This window comes from Taklimakanibacter albus (genome assembly GCF_016595235.1).
GTDB classification, from domain to species: domain Bacteria; phylum Pseudomonadota; class Alphaproteobacteria; order Rhizobiales; family Aestuariivirgaceae; genus Taklimakanibacter; species Taklimakanibacter albus.
Genome location: NZ_JAENHL010000004.1, coordinates 566,066 through 585,410, shown reverse-complemented (window position 1 = coordinate 585,410; position 19,345 = coordinate 566,066). Strand labels below are relative to the sequence as shown.

Annotated in this window: 18 protein-coding genes; 6 read left to right on the top strand and 12 right to left on the bottom strand. The window is 63.2% G+C overall.

Going from position 1 to position 19,345, the window contains the following annotated elements:
* Positions 1 to 15: 15 nt before the first annotated feature.
* From JHL16_RS04140 to JHL16_RS04100, 9 genes are all read right to left on the bottom strand, one after another.
* Positions 16 to 786: an SDR family NAD(P)-dependent oxidoreductase gene (locus JHL16_RS04140; RefSeq protein ID WP_200183613.1), complete on the bottom strand. Its 771-nt coding sequence runs from the start codon at positions 784 to 786 to the stop codon at positions 16 to 18.
* A complete protein-coding gene (locus tag JHL16_RS04135; RefSeq protein WP_200183612.1) occupies positions 779 to 1,747 on the bottom strand; it encodes a branched-chain amino acid ABC transporter permease in 969 nt (322 codons plus the stop codon). The genes JHL16_RS04140 and JHL16_RS04135 overlap by 8 nt, the downstream gene beginning before the upstream one ends.
* Complete coding sequence (locus JHL16_RS04130) at positions 1,747 to 2,637, bottom strand: branched-chain amino acid ABC transporter permease (RefSeq protein WP_200183611.1); 891 nt, start codon at positions 2,635 to 2,637, stop codon at positions 1,747 to 1,749. The genes JHL16_RS04135 and JHL16_RS04130 overlap by 1 nt, the downstream gene beginning before the upstream one ends.
* Positions 2,638 to 2,851: 214 nt before the next feature.
* Positions 2,852 to 3,574 (bottom strand): ABC transporter ATP-binding protein, encoded by a 723-nt coding sequence (locus JHL16_RS04125; protein WP_200183610.1) that lies wholly within the window; start codon positions 3,572 to 3,574, stop codon positions 2,852 to 2,854.
* Positions 3,571 to 4,344, bottom strand: a complete 774-nt coding sequence (locus JHL16_RS04120; RefSeq protein ID WP_348647164.1) for an ABC transporter ATP-binding protein — start codon at positions 4,342 to 4,344, stop codon at positions 3,571 to 3,573. Before JHL16_RS04120 ends, JHL16_RS04125 begins: the two co-directional genes overlap by 4 nt.
* Before the next feature lie 66 nt (positions 4,345 to 4,410).
* Positions 4,411 to 5,613 (bottom strand): ABC transporter substrate-binding protein, encoded by a 1,203-nt coding sequence (locus JHL16_RS04115; RefSeq protein WP_200183609.1) that lies wholly within the window; start codon positions 5,611 to 5,613, stop codon positions 4,411 to 4,413.
* 58 nt (positions 5,614 to 5,671) lie between these two features.
* The gene (locus JHL16_RS04110; RefSeq protein WP_200183608.1) at positions 5,672 to 6,757 is read right to left on the bottom strand and encodes a pyridoxal phosphate-dependent aminotransferase; all 1,086 of its coding nucleotides are present in this window, start codon (positions 6,755 to 6,757) and stop codon (positions 5,672 to 5,674) included.
* Positions 6,758 to 6,929: 172 nt separating this feature from the next.
* On the bottom strand, positions 6,930 to 8,021 hold the full coding sequence (locus JHL16_RS04105) for an LLM class flavin-dependent oxidoreductase (protein ID WP_200183607.1): 1,092 nt from the start codon (positions 8,019 to 8,021) through the stop codon (positions 6,930 to 6,932).
* A complete protein-coding gene (locus tag JHL16_RS04100; protein WP_200183606.1) occupies positions 8,018 to 9,259 on the bottom strand; it encodes an aminotransferase class V-fold PLP-dependent enzyme in 1,242 nt (413 codons plus the stop codon). Before JHL16_RS04100 ends, JHL16_RS04105 begins: the two co-directional genes overlap by 4 nt.
* Positions 9,260 to 9,343: 84 nt before the next feature.
* Between JHL16_RS04100 and JHL16_RS04095 the strand changes: the two genes are divergently transcribed.
* The 4 genes from JHL16_RS04095 to JHL16_RS04080 all read left to right on the top strand — a co-directional run bounded on the left by JHL16_RS04095 (position 9,344) and on the right by JHL16_RS04080 (position 14,158).
* The gene (locus tag JHL16_RS04095; protein ID WP_200183605.1) at positions 9,344 to 11,434 is read left to right on the top strand and encodes a hydantoinase/oxoprolinase family protein; all 2,091 of its coding nucleotides are present in this window, start codon (positions 9,344 to 9,346) and stop codon (positions 11,432 to 11,434) included.
* Positions 11,434 to 13,104 carry a hydantoinase B/oxoprolinase family protein gene (locus JHL16_RS04090; protein ID WP_200183604.1) on the top strand — a complete coding sequence of 557 codons (1,671 nt, stop codon included), beginning with the start codon at positions 11,434 to 11,436 and terminating at the stop codon, positions 13,102 to 13,104. The genes JHL16_RS04095 and JHL16_RS04090 overlap by 1 nt, the downstream gene beginning before the upstream one ends.
* On the top strand, positions 13,101 to 13,535 hold the full coding sequence (locus tag JHL16_RS04085) for a hypothetical protein (protein WP_200183603.1): 435 nt from the start codon (positions 13,101 to 13,103) through the stop codon (positions 13,533 to 13,535). Before JHL16_RS04090 ends, JHL16_RS04085 begins: the two co-directional genes overlap by 4 nt.
* Before the next feature lie 92 nt (positions 13,536 to 13,627).
* The gene (locus JHL16_RS04080) at positions 13,628 to 14,158 is read left to right on the top strand and encodes a DedA family protein (protein WP_200183602.1); all 531 of its coding nucleotides are present in this window, start codon (positions 13,628 to 13,630) and stop codon (positions 14,156 to 14,158) included.
* Between the two features lie 8 nt (positions 14,159 to 14,166).
* On the opposite strand, the gene JHL16_RS04075 is transcribed toward JHL16_RS04080, so the two are convergent.
* The 3 genes from JHL16_RS04075 to JHL16_RS04065 all read right to left on the bottom strand — a co-directional run bounded on the left by JHL16_RS04075 (position 14,167) and on the right by JHL16_RS04065 (position 17,019).
* The gene (locus JHL16_RS04075) at positions 14,167 to 14,991 is read right to left on the bottom strand and encodes an amidohydrolase family protein (protein WP_200183601.1); all 825 of its coding nucleotides are present in this window, start codon (positions 14,989 to 14,991) and stop codon (positions 14,167 to 14,169) included.
* Between the two features lie 268 nt (positions 14,992 to 15,259).
* On the bottom strand, positions 15,260 to 16,285 hold the full coding sequence (locus JHL16_RS04070; RefSeq protein ID WP_200183600.1) for an aldo/keto reductase: 1,026 nt from the start codon (positions 16,283 to 16,285) through the stop codon (positions 15,260 to 15,262).
* On the bottom strand, positions 16,285 to 17,019 hold the full coding sequence (locus JHL16_RS04065; protein WP_200183599.1) for a GntR family transcriptional regulator: 735 nt from the start codon (positions 17,017 to 17,019) through the stop codon (positions 16,285 to 16,287). The genes JHL16_RS04070 and JHL16_RS04065 overlap by 1 nt, the downstream gene beginning before the upstream one ends.
* Positions 17,020 to 17,100: 81 nt before the next feature.
* On the opposite strand from JHL16_RS04065, the gene JHL16_RS04060 reads away from it, so the two are divergent.
* The gene (locus JHL16_RS04060; protein ID WP_200183598.1) at positions 17,101 to 18,639 is read left to right on the top strand and encodes a UxaA family hydrolase; all 1,539 of its coding nucleotides are present in this window, start codon (positions 17,101 to 17,103) and stop codon (positions 18,637 to 18,639) included.
* Positions 18,639 to 19,286 carry a LysE family translocator gene (locus JHL16_RS04055; RefSeq protein ID WP_200183597.1) on the top strand — a complete coding sequence of 216 codons (648 nt, stop codon included), beginning with the start codon at positions 18,639 to 18,641 and terminating at the stop codon, positions 19,284 to 19,286. The genes JHL16_RS04060 and JHL16_RS04055 overlap by 1 nt, the downstream gene beginning before the upstream one ends.
* The last annotated feature ends 59 nt before the right edge of the window (positions 19,287 to 19,345 follow it).

Here is a 19,345-nt window from a genome sequence, read left to right as displayed (position 1 = left end):
CAAACGCGCTGCACCCTAAAGCGCGGTGAACCCGCCATCGATCAGGATCGTCTCACCGCAGATGAGGTCGGACGCCGGGGAGGCGAGATAAAGCACGAGGTCGGCCACTTCCTGCGGCTTGCCGAAACGGCCGAGCGGCAGCTTGTCGAGCATCGGCTTGCCCTTGGCCGGGTCGCCCCAGACCTGCTCGCCCATCGGCGTCAGGATGACGGTCGGGCAGATGGCGTTGGACTGGATGTTGTGCTTCGCCCATTCGCAGGTCATCGTCTTGGTCAGCATGTTGAGGCCGCCCTTCGATGAGGAGTAGGCGGCATGCCCGTCGAGGGCGACGACGCCGGCCTGCGACGAGATGTTGATGATCTTGCCGGAACGCTGGGCGATCATCTTGGGCGCCAGTTCCCTCGCGAGAAGGAAGGGGGCGCGGAGATTGACCGCCATGGTCTTGTCCCAGTCCTCGATCGAGGCCTCGAGCAGATTGTCGATCAGGGCAATGCCGGCATTGTTGACCAGGATGTCGATGGTGCCGAAGCTCTGCAGTGCGGTGCGTGCCGCCGCGACCGGTCCTTCGGTGCTGGCGAGATCGGCGTCGATGGTGACGCATTTGCGCCCCAGCGCTTCGACCGCCTGCTTCACCTCGGCGAGGCCGGCCGCATCGCGCCCGACGGCGGCGATATCGGCGCCGGCATCGGCCAGCACTTTACAGACATCGAAGCCGATGCCCTTGGTGGCGCCGGTGACGAGAGCGACCTTGCCGGTGAGCGAGAAGCGTTTGATCCAGTCAGCCATGAGTCTTGTCTTTGTCCTTGTCGAAAGCGATGCCGGGCGAACGTTCGGGCAGGAGTCCTGAGCGGTATTTCTGCAGAACGAATTGCAATAATAAGCCGATCAGCAACATGCGGATATAGGACGAACGTGTGGCGAACTCGGCCGGCAGGCGGTTGGTGACGATCTCGGTCAACGACCAGATGGCCCATACTGACAGCGCGCCGATGATGGCGCCCTTGTTGTTGCCGCTGCCGCCCGCCATCAGCATCACCCAGACCAGGAAGGTGATGAGGAGAGGCTCGGTCGCCTCGGGCGAGAGGAAGCGGAAGTAATGGGCACTGAGGGCGCCGGCGACGCCCATGAGTGCCGCGCCGATGACGAAAGTCTGCAGCCGGAAAGAGTCGACATCCTTGCCGACGGCGCGCGCCGCGTCTTCATTGTCGCGCACCGCACGTAAAGTGCGGCCCCACGGGCTGTCATAAAGCCGGTTGCAGACGAGATAGACGATGGCGACGATCACCCACACGAAAGCCAGGAAAAGAATATCCGCCTCGCGGCCCTGAAGCAGGCCGTCGAAGGGCCGCGGGATATTGGTGATGCCGAGGCTGCCATTGGTCAGCCAGTCCTCATTGACGATCACCATGCGCAGGATCTCGGCGATGCCGATCGACGCCATGGCGAGATAATCGCTCTTGAGCCTGATGCAGATCTTGGCGACGGCCCAGCCGGTGAGGCCGGCAGTCACGGCGGCGGCGATGATGCCGACCAGGACGGGAAGCTCGAAGCCGCCGAGATGCGTCGGCGCCGGGGCGGCGGTGAGGAGGGCCGATGTATAAGCGCCGACGGCGAAGAAGCCGGCAATGCCGGCATTGAACAAGCCGCCATAGCCCCATTGCACATTGAGGGCGAGGCAGAGAATAGCATAGATGCCGGCCATGATGAGGAAGCCGACGAGGAAGAAAAGAAGACCTACCGGATCCATCAGAAGAGCCTCCCCTTGAGCAGGCCTTGCGGGCGGAAGATGAGCAGGATCACCATCATCAGGAAGGCGGTCGCCGTCTTGTAGCTCGGATTGATCAAGGGCTCGTCGGTGAGCCAGGGATAGGACGAGAGCTCCTCGACCAGCCCGATGACCATGCCGCCCAAAAGCGCGCCCATGGGTTTGCCGATGCCGCCCAATATGGCGGCGGCGAACATCGGCAGGATCAGATTCCAGCCGAGATTAGGCTGGATGTTGGTGTCGAGGCCGGCGAGCACGCCGGCGATGGCGGCGAGGCTGCCGCCGATGATCCAGGTGGCCCGCACGACTTTCTCAGTGTCGAGGCCGGCGACGCGGGCGAGCTCGGCATTGTCGGAGACCGCGCGCATCGAACGACCGGTCTGGGTGCGCGAGAGGAAATAATGGAGGGCGATCGCGACCCCGACGATGATCGCAATGGCTTCCAGATGGAGCAGTGAAACCCTCAATAAATCAAAGAGAACGACAGGTTTCTGCACACCGCGGATGAACACCTCGTTCTGCGAGCCCCAGACGAGTTGAATGAGCGAGCGGAAGATCAGCGCCACGCCGAAAGAGGCGATCACGGTATAGATGGTCGGCAGTTCGCGCAGCGGCTTGTAGAAGACCTTGTCTACGGCGAGCACGGACAACACGGCAAATACGATGCCGACAGGGAGCGCCAGCAGCGGATGAAGCCCCAAGGTCCAGACGGCGGTCAGCGTGCCATAGGCGCCGAGCGTCATCACATCGCCATGGGCGAAATGGGCGAAGCGCAAGATGCCGAAGATCATCGAGATACCGATGGCGCCCAAGGCATAGATCGACCCGAGCGCCAGTCCGGGGATGAGATAGAAGTTGATGAACTCCATCATAATGGGAGCGATCCCCGTTTTTCCCCTTCTCCCGTTGCGAAGCAATGGGAGAGGGTGCCCGAAGGGCGGGTGAGGGCTCTTTGGTTTTGCAAGACATACTCTTTGAGATTAGTTTGATGACGCGAAAGAGCCCTCATCCGGCCTGTCGGCCACCTTCTCCCATCCTTCGGACGGGAGAACGGGAAATTCTGTGTGAGCTTCGCGAAGTCCTTCATCATGACGGGCGGCTGCCTCCCAGGAAAGAGCGGCGGATCTCGTCATTGGCGAGGAGGTTGGCGCCGGTGTCGGAGGCGAAGTTGCGGCCATTGACCAGCACATAAGCGCGGTCGGCGATGCTGAGCGCCTGCCTGGCATTCTGCTCGACCATCAAAATGGTGATGCCGGTCTGGCGGATGGCGAGGATCAGATCGAAGATGCGCTCGAGATAAGCGGGTGAGAGGCCAGCGGTCGGCTCATCGAGCAGCAGCAATTTGGGCTCGCTCATGAGGGCGCGGCCCAAGGTCACCATCTGGCGCTGGCCGCCCGATAGTTCACCGGCGGGCTGGTCGAGCTTCTGCTTCAGGTCGGGGAAAAGGGTGAGCACGCCTTCCTCGACCTGGGCCCGGTTGCGCGGCGGAGCGGCGTAGGTGCCGATATCGAGATTCTCCCTGACGGTTAGCGAGGGAAAGATATTGCGCGTCTGCGGCACGGCGCAGATACCCATCGGCACCAGCTTCTGGGTGGCGATGCCCGCAATCTCCTGATCGGCAAAACGGATCGAGCCTGAAAGGATGCTGGTGAGGGCGAAGACCGATTTGAGCACCGTCGATTTGCCGGCGCCATTCGGGCCGATGACGACGATGATCTCCTTCTGCGCCACCAGGAGATTGATGTTGTCGATGATCGGCAGGCCGCCATAGCCGGCGGTGAGACCGTCGATGGCGAGGAGGGGGCTCATGTGCCGACCTCATATTTGCCGCCGCCGAAATAAGCCTCGATGACCCGCTCGTCGTGGCGCACCTCGTCAATGGTGCCGCGGGTGAGGACCTTGCCCTGCGCCATCACGATGACATCCGAGCAGAGCTTAGAGACGTAATCGAGATCGTGCTCGATGAGACAGAAGGTGAAGCCGCGCTCTTCATTGAGGCGCTTGATCTTCTCGGCGATCTTGCCGAGGAGCGTGCGGTTGATGCCGGCGCCGATCTCGTCGAGCAGAATGAGGCGCGGCTCGCGCATCAGGCTGCGGCCGAGCTCGAGCAGCTTCTTCTGGCCGCCCGAGAGATTGCCGGCCTTTTCGCTCTTCACATGGGAAAGCTCGAGGAAGTCGAGCGTGTCGCGGGCGCGCTCATAAACGGCGCGCTCCTCGCGCAGGAACAGGCCCCGGCGCAGCACGGCGTTGAAGGCGTTCTCGCCGCGCGATGTATCGCCGGCGACCATCAGATTTTCGAGCACGGTCAAGGCGCCGAATTCATGCGGGATCTGGAAGGTGCGGGCGAGGCCCTTGTGGCTGCGCTCATGCGGAGGCAGCCGGGTGATGTCATCACCTTCGAGCAGCACGCGGCCGGATGTCGGGAAGAGCCTGCCGGCGATGATGTTGAACAGCGTCGTCTTGCCGGCGCCATTGGGGCCGATGAGCCCGGTGATGATGCCCTTGCCGATGGCAAAGCTGACATCATCGACGGCCGCGAGGCCGCCGAAGCGCATGACGATGTTTTCGAGCGTGATCACAAGCCGTCTGTCTACAGAAAGGCGAAGGGCCCCGCTTTGGCGGAGCCCTTCGGCGCTGATGTGCAATTACTGGAAAATGGCGATCTGCTTATAGGTCTCGCCATCGACGACGAACTTGCCGATATAGCCGGTCACGTCGCCATTGGCGTCGAACTCGTAAGAGCCGCCGGCACCTTCATAGTTGATATCCTTGCCGGCCTTGATCAGCTCCTTGGCCTTGGCCCATTCGCCGGGGCCGATGACCTCGCCGGGGGCCGAGGCGACATCGCGCAGAGCCTGGCTCATCTTGGTGCGGTCGGTCGAGCCCGCCTTTTCGACGGCGAGCGCTGCCAGGAAGGTCGCGTCATAGGTCTGATCGACGAAAGGCTTGTCGGCGCCTTCCTTGTATTCGGCGTTGAACATCTCATGCAGCTTCGCCGAGGCGTCGTTCTTGTCGGGCGAGGTCGGCGCCGAGAAGAAGGAATCCTTCAGCGCGTCGGCGCCCACTTCCTTGATGAGCTGGTCGTCGCGCAGGCCGTCGGTGCCGATGAAGCGCGAGAAGAAGCCGCCTTCGATCGCCTGCTTGACGATTTTCGAACCCGAGCCAGAGGCATAGGCGATGACGACGAGCGCTTCCGGCTTGCCCTTGGAGAGGGTGGCGATCTCGGAGCGGTAAGAGTTCTTCTTGTCCTCATGCTTCTCGAAGGCTGTCACCTCACCGCCCGCCTTCTTGAAGGCTTCGTTGAAAGTGGTGGCGATGCCGACGCCATAGTCGTTGTTCACATAGGTGATGGCGACCTTCTTGATGCCTTCGGCGAGCACGATCTTGGTCAGGACTTCGCCCTGGTAGTTGTCGCTCGGCACGAGACGGAAGAGATGATCACCGTCCTTCATGTCGGTCATGGAAGGGGACGTGGCGGTCGGCGAAATCTGCACGACGCCGGCCGGGATCGTCACCGCGGTGGCGGCGGCGATGGTCGAACCGGAAGCGAGCGCGCCCATGATGATCGGCACGTTCTCCACATTGACCAGCTTGTTGGCGGCGTCGACCGCCGGCTGCGAGGCGGCCTGGCTGTCGCCGACGACGAGCACGGCCTTGCCGGTGAGCAGGCCGCCGCCATCATTCACATGTTTGATGGCGAAATTGGCGGCATTCATCAATGGCGGGATGAAGCTCGCCAAGGGGCCGGTCACGTCCATGAGCGCGCCGACCTTGACGTCCTCCGCCTGCGCCATGGCGGTCGAGGCGAGCAAACCCGCCACAGCCGCCATTACGATAGATTTCTTCATTATTTCCTCCCTGGTTTTAAGTTGCCCATATTACTTTGGCCCCGATGAGCCTGCTAGCTCATTTCAGGAACCTCTCGAAGAGCCCGATCAGAAGCTCGTTTTCGACCCGGTTGCCGAGGCCTATACGGCTCCAATTGGGAAAACCCGGCTCACCCACCGGACGCAGCCATATGCCGGCCTCCCGCATGACGAAGTCAATGAATTTGGCGGCTGACCGGCTTTCTTCGTCGGGAAAGCGGGTCAACAGGAAATTGCCGAAACCGGGCACGAAATGGAGGCCCAGGCGGGTGTAGTGCCTGGCCATGAAAGCCCGCTCCGCCGTGGTCTCGGCGACCACCCGGTCGACGAAGACCTGGTCGGTGACGGCGGCGGCGGCCGCCGCCTGGGCGATGGCGTTGATATTGCCCACCCCGCGGATGAGGTTGAGGCCGGGCGTCATCCAGTCGGGCGCCAGCGCCCAGCCGACCCGGAGAGCCGCCAGCCCATAGGCCTTCGAGAAGGTGCGGGTGACGACGATATTGGCGTGCTCTGCGCCATAGCGCATCAGGCGGGTAAGATCGGCCTTGTCGAGATATTCGCCATAGGCCAGATCGAGAAGGAGGACGACGGTCGGCGGCAGTTTCTGGTGCAGGCGCACGACCTCGTCGACGGGCAGGAGCACGCCGGTCGGGTTGTTGGGCACCGCGAGGAAGATGAGCTTGGTCTTCTCGCTCACCAGCGCCAGAAGCGCGTCGACATCGGTGACGTAATCGCGTTCGGGCGCGCGCCGCAAGTCGGCGCCGAGGCGGGCCGCCACCACGGCGAACTGGAAGAAGCCCGATTGCGACATGATGATCTCATCGCCCTGGCGCACGAACATGCGGCCCACGACATCGAGAAGCTCTTCCGAGCCATTGCCGCAGACGAGATGTTCGGGGTCGAGATCGAATTGCTCGCCGATGGCGCGGCGCAGATCGGCGCTCGAGGGATCGGGATACCGGTTGGGATCGCCAAACCGCGCTTCGGCCGCGGCCCAGGCCTTGCGCGAGCAGCCATAGGGGCTCTCATTGATGGCGAGCGAAATGAGCTTCTTGCCCGCGGGCGGTGTCGGCAGCACGAAGGGCAACCGGCGCGGCGGGTTGAAATAAGCGTGGGGGAGGGTCATGCCGCTGCTCTCATCCCCTCGCCCCCAACGGGGGAGAGGGAGGGACCCATTGCGCAGCAATGGGAAGGTGAGGGGGAACGGGCGTTAGAAGCGACATGTCTGTCCTGCCGGTTCCCCCTCACCCTAACCCTCTCCTCCGCAGGGGGAGAGGGGATATCAGCCCGTGTTCGCATCACTTCACCCTGAGCCCCGCCTCGCGCAGCAGAGGCAGCACTTCCTTGGTGAAGAAGGGCAGCTCGTCGATGTAATTCACGAAGGACACCGTGGTGCCGGCGAAGCCCGCTTCGTGCATGCGGATCATTTCATCGACGATCTTGCGCGGCGTGCCGATGAGCGGATAAGTGCCGGCGCCGCCGGCGAAACGTTTGGCATGAAGGCGGAAGGTCGCCTCGTCATGGGAGCCCGCGAATTTCTGCTTCTGCGTCATGTGATAATCGACGGCGCCCTTGTCGGCTTCGGTCACCGCGTAACGCTCGTAATAGGCTTCCGCCTCGTCCTGGCTGGCGCGGCACACGACATGGGCCGTGGCGAAGACGCCGAGGCTGTGGCCGAGCTTTTCGGCGCGCGCCGTGATGTCGGTGATGTGGCTCTTGCCGGCATCGATGTCGGAGAAGGTGGTGAGCAGGAAGTCGCTCGCCTGGGCGGCGAAATCACGGCCCGGCGGGCCGAAAGCGGCGTTGAACATCACCGGGCGCGGGCCCTGCACCGGCTTCGGTTTCCCGGAGACATTCTTCAGCTGATAATATTTGCCGGCGAAGTCGAAGGGTTTGTCCTCGAGATAGATCTTGCTGATGATCTGATACCATTCGAGCGCCTGGGCATAACGCTCGGCCTCGGCGGTGATGCCGAACATGGCGAATTCGTCGGGGTTCCAGCCGGCGACGATATTGAGGCCGGCGCGGCCGTTGCTCACATGATCGACGGTGGCGAGCGCCTTGGCGGCATAAACAGGATGAACCATCGGCACGTGAACGGTCGAGAAGATGCCGATCTTGGTGGTGATCGCGGCGAGGGCGGAGGCGAAAGTGAAAGTCTCGAAGGAATGCTCGCGCGAATTGGTGGTGCCGCCGAAACCCTTCCAGCGCGCGATCGGCAGGAAGAATTCGAAGCCGGCATCATCCGCCATGCGGCAGAGCCTGGTGATGTCGCTCCAGCGCGCCTGCCAGCGCTCAGGAACGGTGGTGAGCGTCAGGCCGCCATCGGCATTGGCCGAGAAGATGCCGAGCTTGAAGGGATTGGGTCCGTAGACCGGATGTGGGCTCACACGGAAACTTTCTTGTATTTGGGCTGAAGCCAGATGTTTTCGCTCAGAATGCGCTTCAAACGCATGACCGCTTCATGAATGTCGGCATGCGAGATGACAAGAGGGCTGACCCCGAAGCGGATAGCGTCGGGCTTGCGGAAAGAGGAGACAACGCCCAGATCAATCAGCGCCTCGACGACGGAGCCGGCGCCCGGCGAGCGGAAGGAGACATTGCCGCCGCGCCGGCCATGATCACGGGGCGAAGTGACCTCGACGCCCAAGGGGCCGCATTCCTGCTCCAAGAGAGCAATGAGGAAATCGGTCAGCGAGCGGTGCCTGGCCCAGAGCTTCTGCGGATCGATCTTCGGCCAGATATCGAGGATCGGCTTGGCCAGCTCATTGGCGGCGACCGCCGGCGTGCCGGCGATGAAGCGCTTGACGCCCGGATGCGGCACGTAATCGCGCGTGAAGCCGAAGACGTCGGCATGGCCCATCCAGCCGGCGAGCCTCGGCCACACGGCATCGGCGATCTCGTTGCGGGCGTAAATATAAGCGGGGCCGCCGGGTCCGGTGCAGAGATATTTATAGCCGCAGCCGATCGCCATGTCGGTGCCACTTCCTTTGAGATCGACCGGCACGGCGCCGGCGGAATGCGACGTGTCCCACACCGTCAGCACGCCCTTGGCATGGGCGGCGCCGGTGACCCGCTTCATGTCCCAGCGCTCACCCGAACGGTAATCGACATGGCTCAAGGCGGCGACGGCGATCGTGTCGCCCATGGCGGCGACGGCTTCGTCCTCGGTGTCGATGAAACGCAAGGAGAGGCGGCCCGCGGAAGCTTCGACCAAGGCCTGGATGACATGCACATCGGTCGGGAAATTGCCGTTCTGGCTCAGAATGACGGACCGCGCGGCATTGATCCCTAAGCAGTGGCTCACCGCCTTGAACTGGTTGATGGTGGTCGAATCGCACACGACCACGCTGCCCGGATCGGCGCCGATCATGGGCGCGATAGCGTCGCCGAGCTTCGAGGGCATGTCGAGCCAGTCGCGGCTGCTCCAGCCGCGCCGGCGCAAATTGACCCAGTCGTCGAGCAGGCCTTCGGCTGAAGCGCGCACCGTCTTGGGCATCGGCCCGATCGAATTGGCGTCCATGAAGATGACGCCGGGTTTTGCCTCGAACAGACCGGCAATGCCGGCCAGAGGATCGGCGGCATCGAGGGCCTGGGCATCCTTCGCGGTGAGCGGCTTGGCGAGCATAGCAGGATTATTTCATATCTAAAATAATGCGGCAACGGGGATTTGCTCTTGCGGAAATCTTCAGGCCCGAGCTAGGGAAGCTTCATGGCCGCAAAACAAGATATTCGACTTGCCGCCGATATCGGGGGCACGTTCACCGACATCGTCCTGGAAACACCGGGACGCCGCTACAGCTGCAAGGTGCTGACGACGACCGCCAGCCCGGAACTCGGCGTTCTGGACGGCATCGGCATCGTGCTCGCCGACGCGAAGCTCGAGCCCAAGGCGGTCGATGTCTTCATCCATGGCACGACGCTCGCCACCAATGCGCTGATCGAGCGCAAGGGCGCCAAGACAGCCTTCATCACCACGGAAGGTTTCCGCGACGTGCTGGAGACCGGTTATGAAAAGCGCTTCGACCATTACGATCTGATGATCGACAAGCCGGCGCCTCTGGTGCCGCGCACGCGCCGCTACATGCTGCGCGAGAGGCTGGCCGCCAATGGCGATGTGCTGGTGCCGCTCGATGAAAGCGCCATCCCGGCCTTGGTGAAGCAGCTGAAGGCGGATCAGGTCGGCGCTGTCGCCATCGGCTTCCTGCATGCCTATGCGCATGACGCGCATGAGAAGCGGGTGCGCGATCTGCTGCAGCCGCATCTGGGTGACGTCACCATCTGTCTGTCGAGCGAGGTGACGCCCGAGATCCGCGAATATGAACGTTTCTCGACGACCTGCGCCAATGCCTATGTGCGGCCGCTGATGGCGGGCTATCTGATGCGCCTGCGCGATGAGCTGTCGCGGCGTGGATTCAGGGCGCCGCTCTTCCTCATGATGTCGGGCGGCGGCCTCACCACGCTCGAAACCGCGGCGCGTTTCCCGATCCGTCTCGTCGAATCGGGACCGGCGGGCGGCGCCATTCTCGCCAGCACCATCGCGCGGCAGCTGGCGCTCGATGAGGTGCTCTCCTTCGATATGGGCGGCACCACCGCCAAGATCTGCCTCTTGTCCGATGGCGAGCCGGAACGGGCGCGCAAATTCGAGATCGCGCGCGCCTATCGCGACATGAAGGGATCAGGCTGGCCGGTGCGTATTCCGGTCATCGAGATGGTGGAGATCGGCGCCGGCGGCGGCTCGATCGCGCGCGTCGACAAGCTCGGCCGCATCACCGTCGGCCCCGACAGCGCCGGTTCGACGCCAGGCCCCGTCTGTTATGGCCGCGGCGGCAGTGAGCCCGCGGTGACCGATGCCAATGTGGCGCTGGGCAAGATCGATCCGGCTTATTTCGCCGGCGGCAAGATGGCGCTCGACGAGGCGGGCGCCAAGGCCGCCTTGCAGAAGGCGATCGGCGATCCGCTCAAGCTCGACGGCATCTGGCCGGCGGCGGGCGTCACCGAGATCGTCGAAGAGAACATGGCGAATGCGGCGCGCGTCCATGCCATCGAGCGCGGCAAGGATATCGGCGCCTGCACGATGATCGCGTTCGGTGGGGCGGCGCCCTTGCACGCCTGTCCGCTGGCGGAGAAGCTCGGCGTCTCGCGTATTATCGTGCCGAGCGGTGCCGGCGTCGGGTCGGCCATCGGCTTCCTGCAGGCGCCGATCGCTTATGAGATCACCCGCAGCGCGGCGCTCAATGTCGAAAAGTTCGATGCGGCCAAGGCCAATGCGCTGCTGAAGGCAATGGAGCGTGATGCACGTGCCGTCGTCACGCCTGCGATCGGAAAAGAAAAGCTGCGCGTCATCCGCATCGCCGATTTCCGGTATGTCGGGCAGGGCCATGAGATCCGCGTGACGCTGCCCGATGGCGCGCTGAAAGCCTCCGACGGGCCGAAGCTGCGCCAGGCTTTCGAAAAGCTCTACAAGGTGCTGTACGGCCTGATCATCCCCAATATGGAGATCGAGGCGGTGACCTGGTCGGTGACGGTCGCGTCCACGCCACCGAAAGTGGCGCGCGCCGGTAAACCCAAAGCCGCCAAGGCACCTAGCCCACGCAAGCAGCGCCAAGTCTATGACCAGGCGCTCGGCAAGACCGTCTCGATGCCGGTCTATTGGCGCTTCGACATGAAACCCGGCGCCCGCATCAAGGGCCCGGCGATCATCGCCGAGAACGAGACCTCGACGCTCGTCGGTGCCCATTTCCAGGCGCAGCTCGACAGCCTCGGCTACATCGTCCTCGAAAAAGTGAAGGGAGGCCGCTGATGTCCAAACAGGCCCTCGCCGCGATCCGCACCCAGGTGATGTGGAACCGGCTCATCGCGGTGGTCGAGGAGCAGGCGCAGTCGCTCCTGCGCACCGCCTTCGGCACTATCACGCGCGAGGCCGGCGATCTCTCCGCCGGCGTCTATGACACCAAGGGCCGCATGCTGGCCCAGGCGATGACCGGCACGCCCGGCCATGTGAACACCATGGCGACGGCGGTCGAGCATTTCTTCCAGTGGTATCCGGTGAGGGACATGAGGCCGGGTGATGTGTTCATCACCAACGACCCGTGGCTCGGCACCGGCCATCTCTTCGACTATGTGGTGATGACGCCGGTTTTCCTGGGCAAGAAGCCGGTGGCGATCTTTGCGTCGACCTGTCATGTCATCGATGTCGGCGGCGTCGGCATGTCGGCGCGTGCTTACTCGTCGTTCGAGGAAGGCACCCTCATTCCGCATCTCAAATTGCGCAAGGAAGGTGAGATCAATGAGGAGCTGCTCTCGGTCATCCTCGCCAATTCGCGCAACCCGATCGAGGTCCGAGGCGATCTCCTGTCGCTGGTGAGCGCCAATGACACGGGCGCCCGCCGTCTCATCGACATGATGACGGAATTCGGCCTGAAAGACATCGACAAGCTCGCCGAGCATATTCTCACGCAATCGGAGAAGGCGACGCGCGAGGCGATAAAAGCGCTGCCGCAAGGCGAATGGTCCTATGAGATGCCGCTCGACGGTTATGAGGCGCCGATCGTCATCAAGTCGAAGGTCACCGTCAAGGGTGGCAAGATCACGATCGACTTCACCGGCTCATCGCCCGCCTCGACGCGCGGCATCAACAGCCCGCGCACCTATACACATGCCTATTCGGTCTTCGGTCTGAAGGCTGTGATCGCGCCGCATGTGCCGAATAATATCGGCTCGCTCTCCTGTTTCGACCTCGTCACCGAAGCCGGCACTTGCGTTGATCCGACCCGGCCGAGCCCGGTCACGGCGCGCCATGTCATCGGCCAGATGCTGGCGGACGCGACCTTCGGCTGCCTGGCGCAGGCGCTGCCCGGCAAGGTGCAGGCGGAAAGCGCCGGCAGCATCTGGATCCTGTCGCTGTCGAGCGCGCATGAGCAGGTCTCGGCCAAGGAGACGCAGGGGGCGCAGCGTTTCCAGGTGACCAATGTCGGCCTGGGCGGCATCGGCGGCAGGCCCGACAAGGATGGGTTGTCGACCACGGCTTTCCCGTCGGGCATCGGTGCCATCCCGGTCGAAATCACCGAGGCGCAATGCCCGCTCTATTTCAAGCGCAAGCAGTATCTGCCCGATTCAGGCGGGGCCGGCGAATATCGCGGTGGCCTCGGCCAGATCATCGAGATCGCCAATCGCGAGGACAAGCCCTTCATCATCTCGGCGGCGACCTTTGACCGCATCCATAATCCGGCACAGGGCCGCGAGGGCGGCAGCCCGGGGCGCAAGGGCAACGCTTATCTCGGCAGCGGACCCAAGCTCAAGGACAAGGGCAACCATGTGGTGCCGGCGCAGGACAGCCTGGTGGTCGAACTGCCGGGTGGCGGCGGCTTCGGCCGGCCGCAGGCCAGGAGCGAAGCGGCGATCAAGGCCGATATCGCGGCGGGCCTCGTCAGCGACGAGGCGGCCGAGAAGGATTACGGGCTGGCGTCGTGAGAGCGGGACAGTCGCATATCACCTCGGCGGTGGTGAAGGCTGAAGCCCGCAGCGTCTTCGCCCGCATGGCGGATGAAAAGAATCTGCATCGCTGGTCCTTCGGCACCTGGAAGACCGAGATCGCCGCCGACGGGCTGGTGCGCGGCACGAGCCTGTTCGACGGCAACAGCATTCACCTGCGCATCGAGACGGACGAGAAGCGCCTCATCATCGATTACCATCTGGGCGTCGATCCCCAGAAACTGGTGCCGCGCATCCAGCTGCGCGTGGTGCCGGGCGAGCATGTCGGGCTCGATGGCGGACAGTCAGTGCTGACTTTCATCGCCTGGCGCGCGGAGGCGATGGACGACGATCGCTGGCGCCGTCTCACTGCCTCGCATGAGATGGAAGTGGTGCTGATCAAGGCGATGATCGAAAGCGGGCAGTTCTGATCCCGCTTGCATGCGATCACGATCCGGAAACGCGATTTCACTTTTGCTTGCTTTGACGTCACAGCGTCAAGGTCATTACGGGTCGGCCCATCATGAGCTTGGCCGAGACAATACAAATCATCGTTGCCTTCACCCGGGAAAACCAGCAATGGGCGGTTCTCATCGTCGGGCTCCTGGCCTTTGGTGAATCGCTGGCGGTGGTCTCGCTGCTTTTGCCGGCGACGGCGATCCTGCTCGGCATCGGCGCGCTGATCGGCGCCGGCGGCGTTGCCTTCTGGCCGGTCTGGCTGGCCGCATCGATTGGTGCCTTTTTCGGCGACTGGCTGTCCTATGTCATCGGCCAGAAGCTCGGCTGGCGCATCGTCCGGCTCTGGCCGCTGCGGCGGCGGCCCGAGATCGTCATGAACGGCCATGACTTCTTCGAGCGCTGGGGTGTGTGGAGCATCTTCATCGGCCGCTTCTTCGGACCGCTGCGGGCCATTGTTCCGCTCATCGCCGGCATCTGCCTGATGCCGCGGCTGCCCTTCATGATCGGCAATCTGCTGTCGGCGCTGATCTGGGCCTTCGCGATCTTGGCGCCGGGCGCTTTCGGCGTCAGATGGCTGGAAGGGTGGCTAGGGTAGGTCCTTACTCATAAACGATAGAACTTCGCCGCGGTCCCGCCGAAGATCGTGTCCTTGCCGGGGCGGTCGCCGACGATCGTCAGGGCCGCCTCGCGCCATGAGTCATAGGTGCCGTTGAGCTCGAGGACGGGCCAGTCGGAGCCCCACATCACACGTTCGGGGCCGAAGACGTCGATGACATGCTCGGCATAGGGTTTCAGCGTTGCGACCGTCCAGCCAGGCTTGGCTTCCGTTGCCAGGCCCGAAAGCTTGCAGAAGGCCTGCGTCTCGTGTGCGATCTTCGCGATGCCCTTCGCCCAGTCGTCGAAAGCGTCGTCGCGTATGCGCGGCTTCATGCAGTGGTCGACGACGACGCGCAATTTCGGATAACGGGTGAAAAGCTTCAGGAAGTTGTCGAGATGGATAGGGTAACCCAGCGCATCGAAAGTGAGATCGAGATCGATGAGCGACTGGTAGCCCCATTGCACATCGGGGCGAAACATCCAGTCCGTGTCGGGAATATCCTGGATCATCGGCCGGACGCCGGCGAATTTTCTGTGCCGGGCGAGGCGTTCGAGAGGCTTCCGGTGTGACGGGTTCTCGAAGTCGACCCAGCCGACGACCTTGCCGATCCAGTCGGTGGCGTCCGCCAGGCCCAGCATATATTCGGTTTCGTTGACGGTCGCTGCCGCCTGGACGAGCACGGTCTTGTCGATGCCGTGCCTGGCGCGGAAGGCCTCGAAATGCTGCGGGTGGAAATCGCGGCGCAAGGGCTTGAGCGCATCGCCGGTGCCCATCCAGTCATAATCGCCGCGCGCCGGGGCCCAGAAATGCTGATGTGAATCGACGATCATGACGTTTGCCTCAGTCCGTCATCCCGGCGAAAGCCGGGATCCATTGAATGGGTGCGTGGCGAGCAGCGCCAACAGTTTTGTGAGAATTTATTGGATCCCGGCTTTCGCCGGGATGACGATATTGGGTTGGGTCTGAAAGAGGGGTAACAGGGATGCCCCTCACCCTCCCAACGCTGGCGCGTTGAGCCCCTCCCTCTCCCCGCTCGCGTGGGGCGAGGGGATGTTCGCCGGGATGACGGAGATAGGTTGGCGCGGAAATATGCACGGGCTATTTCGGCGCCGGTGCGCGCGCATCGAGGAGGCCTTCGGCCTTGAGGTCGCGCCACAGGGCCTTGGGGATCTTCGCGGCCAGCGTCTTCACGTTGAGCTTGACCTGGTCCGGCGTGACGCCGCCCGGGATGACCGAGACGACGGAGGGATGGGCGAGGGGGAAGCGCAAAGCGGCTTCGGGGAGCTTCACCTTGTGGCGCTTGCACACCGCCTCGATGCGGCGCACCCGGTCGAGAATGCTCTTGGGCGCCTTGCTGTAGTTGTAGACGGCGTCGGCCTTGGCGCCGGTCGCCAGGATGCCGGAATTATAGGGCCCGCCCAGCACGATGCCGATGCCGCGCTCCTCGCAGAGCGGCAGGAAGCTGTCGAGCGCCTTCTGCTCGAGCAAGGTGTAGCGGCCGGCGAGCAGGAACAGGTCGAAGTCGCCGCGCTTCGCCAAGATCTCGCAGACTTCCCATTCATTGACGCCGCCGCCGAAGGCCTTGATCACCTTCTCGTCGCGCAGTTTCACCAAAGCCTTGTAGCCCGACTTCATCAGCGTCTCGACATGCGCGTCGCGCGCCGCGGCGGTGCCGTGATTGAAGATGTCGATGTCGTGCACGAAGAGGATCTCGACCGAATCGATGCCGAGCCGCTCCAGCGAGAAGTCGAGCGAGCGCATCACGCCGTCATAGGAGTAGTCATAAATCTCGCGGCGCGATGGGATGTCGAAGAATTTGCCGATGCCGAGCCGCTCGGAGGGCTTGCAGACCTGGAGCAGGCGGCCGATCTTGGTCGAGACGATATAGTCGCCGCGCTTCTTGCCGCGCAGAAAGTGATTGAGGCGCGTCTCGGAAAGGCCGGCGCCATAAAGCGGCGCCGTGTCGTAATAGCGCATGCCGGTCTTCCAGGCCGCTTCCAGCGTGTCCTGCGCCGCTTTCTCCGTGACGGTGCCGAGAAGATTGCCGAGGGGCGCGGTGCCGAAGCCCATTTCGGTGAATTTGATCGTCGCCCCCGAAGGCGCCTTGAAGGTGTTGGTCTTCATCACATCCTGTCCGTTTTCCAGTCTTGCCAGTCGGTGAAAAGCTCGGGCTCGCGCCTGGCGAAGGACATGAGCTCCTTCATGACCTGGTCGAGGTGATCGCCCATGGCGCGGGCGGCTTCGGTACCGTCGCGGTGCTCGAGGGCGGCGACGATGCGCTCATGCTCCTCGACGGTCTGGGCGCGGCGCAAAGGCGAAGCGAGGAGGACGCGCACCCGGTCGAGGGCGAGACGCGCCGATTCGACCACCGCGCGGACGCGCGAAAAGCCGAGCGCCGTGAGCAATATATCGTGGAAGGCGAGATCGAGCTTGTGGAAGGCGGGCTTGTCGCCGGCCGCCACCGCCAGTTCCTGGGCGGCGAGATTGGCCTTGAGGTCAGAGAGAATATGATCGTCGGTGGCGCCGGCCAGCGCCCGCACCGCTTCCGTCTCCAGCGCCTTGCGCAGGAACATGTTCTCGCGGGCATCCGCCAGCCGGATGAGGGAAACCGTGGTGCCGCGCTGCGGCTGGATATCGACCAGGCCCTGGTCCTGCAGGCGGGCGAGGGCTTCCGAGACCGGAAAACGCGATACGCCGAGCTTTTCGCACAACCTGGCCTTGTCGAGCGGCGCTCCCGGTTCGAATGCGTGCATCACGATGGCGTTGCGCAGCACATCGACGACCCGGGCGGTGGCCCCGCCACGCTTCTCGCCCCGGATATTCTCCAGAAAATCGTAGGATTTTCCTTTGGCTATCATGCTAACATGTTAGTATGGCGGTGGAAACGGTAAGTCAAAGCCTTTTCAAACCACACGTTATCTGATTGAGAATTGCCGGCCATGAAGATCGTCGAAACCTCAGCTAAAAATCCCCGCGTCATCCGACTCAATTCCGCCGACAATATTGTCGTTGCCGTCGACAATGTCGAGAAGGGCAAGGAGGCGCATGGCGTCATCGCCACGGCGCGTGTGCCGCGCGGCCACAAGATGGCGGCGCAGGCGATCGCGCAAGGCGAGCCGATCCGCAAATTTGGCCAGATCATCGGTTTCGCCAAGGCGCCGATCGGACCCGGCGACTGGGTGCATGAGCATAATGTCGAGATGCATGAGTTCGCCCGCGACTACGCCTATTGTGCCGATGCGAAGCCGGAAACGATCCTGCCCTTGAGCCAGCAGGCGACCTTCGAGGGCTATCGCCGCGCCAATGGCAAGGCCGGCACGCGCAACTATGTCGGCATATTGACCAGCGTGAACTGCTCGGCCTCAGCATCGAAATTCATGGCCGAAGAAATCAACCGCTCTGGCATCCTCAAGGATTATCCTAATATCGACGGCGTCGTGGCGCTGACCCAGGCCAATGGCTGTGTCATCGATTATCGGGGGGTCATCTTCGATACGCTGAAACGCACCAGCTGGGGTTATGCGACCAACCCCAATATGGGCGGCGTGGTGATGGTGGGCCTGGGCTGCGAAGGTTTTCAGATCCCGCGCTTCAAGGAGGCTTACAACGTCACCGAGAGCGACACCTTCCGCACCATGACGATCCAGGAGACCGGCGGCACCAAGAAGACGGTCGATGCCGGTGTCGCCGCGATCCGGGACATGCTGCCCATCGTCAATAATGTGAAGCGCGAAACCATTCCGGCTTCGGAGCTGCTGCTGGCGCTGCAATGCGGCGGCTCGGACGGCTATTCGGGCATCACCGCCAATCCGGCGTTGGGGGCGGCAGTCGACATTCTGGTCCGCCATGGCGGCACGGCGATCCTCTCCGAGACGCCGGAAATCTATGGCGCCGAGCATCTGCTCACGCGGCGCGCCGCCAATCGCGAGGTCGGCGAGAAGCTCGTCGACATCATCCATTGGTGGGAGGACTATACCAAGCGCAACCAGATGGAGATGAACAACAACCCGTCGCCCGGCAACAAGCTGGGCGGGCTCACCACCATTCTGGAGAAGTCCCTGGGCGCCGCCGCCAAAGGTGGCTCGACGACGATGACCGCGGTCTATCGTTATGCCGAGCCCGTCACCGCCAAGGGGTTCGTGTTCATGGACACGCCGGGCTACGACCCGGTCTCGGCGACGGGGCAGGTGGCGGGCGGCGCCAATATCCTCGCCTTCACCACCGGGCGCGGCTCGGCCTATGGCTGCAAGCCGACGCCATCGATCAAACTCGCCACCAACACGCCGATCTATGAGCGCATGATCGATGATATGGACATCAATTGCGGCGACATCCTCGACGGCGTCGCGATCGAGGCGAAGGGCAAGGAGATCTTCGCCAAGATCCTCGATGTCGCCTCCGGTGAGCGCTCGAAGTCGGAGCTCCTCGGCTATGGCGATAATGAATATGTGCCGTGGCAGATCGGGGCGACGATGTGATGAGTGAATTCGCGATCATAACGGCCATTCTCGTCACCGTGCTGATCGGCGCCATCAGCCCCGGCCCGAGCTTCGTGATGGTGCTGCGCACCTCGATCGCTTTGTCGCGCCGCGACGGACTCGCCGCCGCCGTCGGCATGGGGCTCGGCGGCGCCTTGTTCGGCACGCTGGCGCTTCTCGGCCTGACGGCACTGCTCGCACAGGTCGACTGGCTTTATATGGTGCTCAAGCTCGCGGGCGGCGCTTATCTCGCTTATCTGGCGTTCCGCATCTGGCGCGGCGCGCGTGAGCCGCTGGCCATCCCGCAATCGGCCGCCTTCCAGTCGAAGACGCTCCGGCGCTCCTTCTCGGTGGCGCTGATGACCCAGCTCAGCAACCCCAAGACGGCGGTCTCCTATGCCAGCATCTTCGCGGCCCTGCTGCCGCCGCAGGTGCCGGGCTGGATGATCCTCGCGCTGCCGCCGATGATCTTCGTCGTCGAAACATCGTGGTATGCGACGGTCTCTTTCGTCTTCTCCTCGCAACGCCCGCGCCGGGCCTATGTCAGGGCCAAAGCCTGGATCGACCGGGTGACGGCGTTTGTAATTGGTGGCCTGGGGCTCAGGCTCATCTATGAGACGGCAAGGGCGCATCGGCTATGGAGCTGAAATTCTGACGCGGAACTCATCCGCCTGCCGGGCGTTTGTCTTCCATGGCTACCATACCG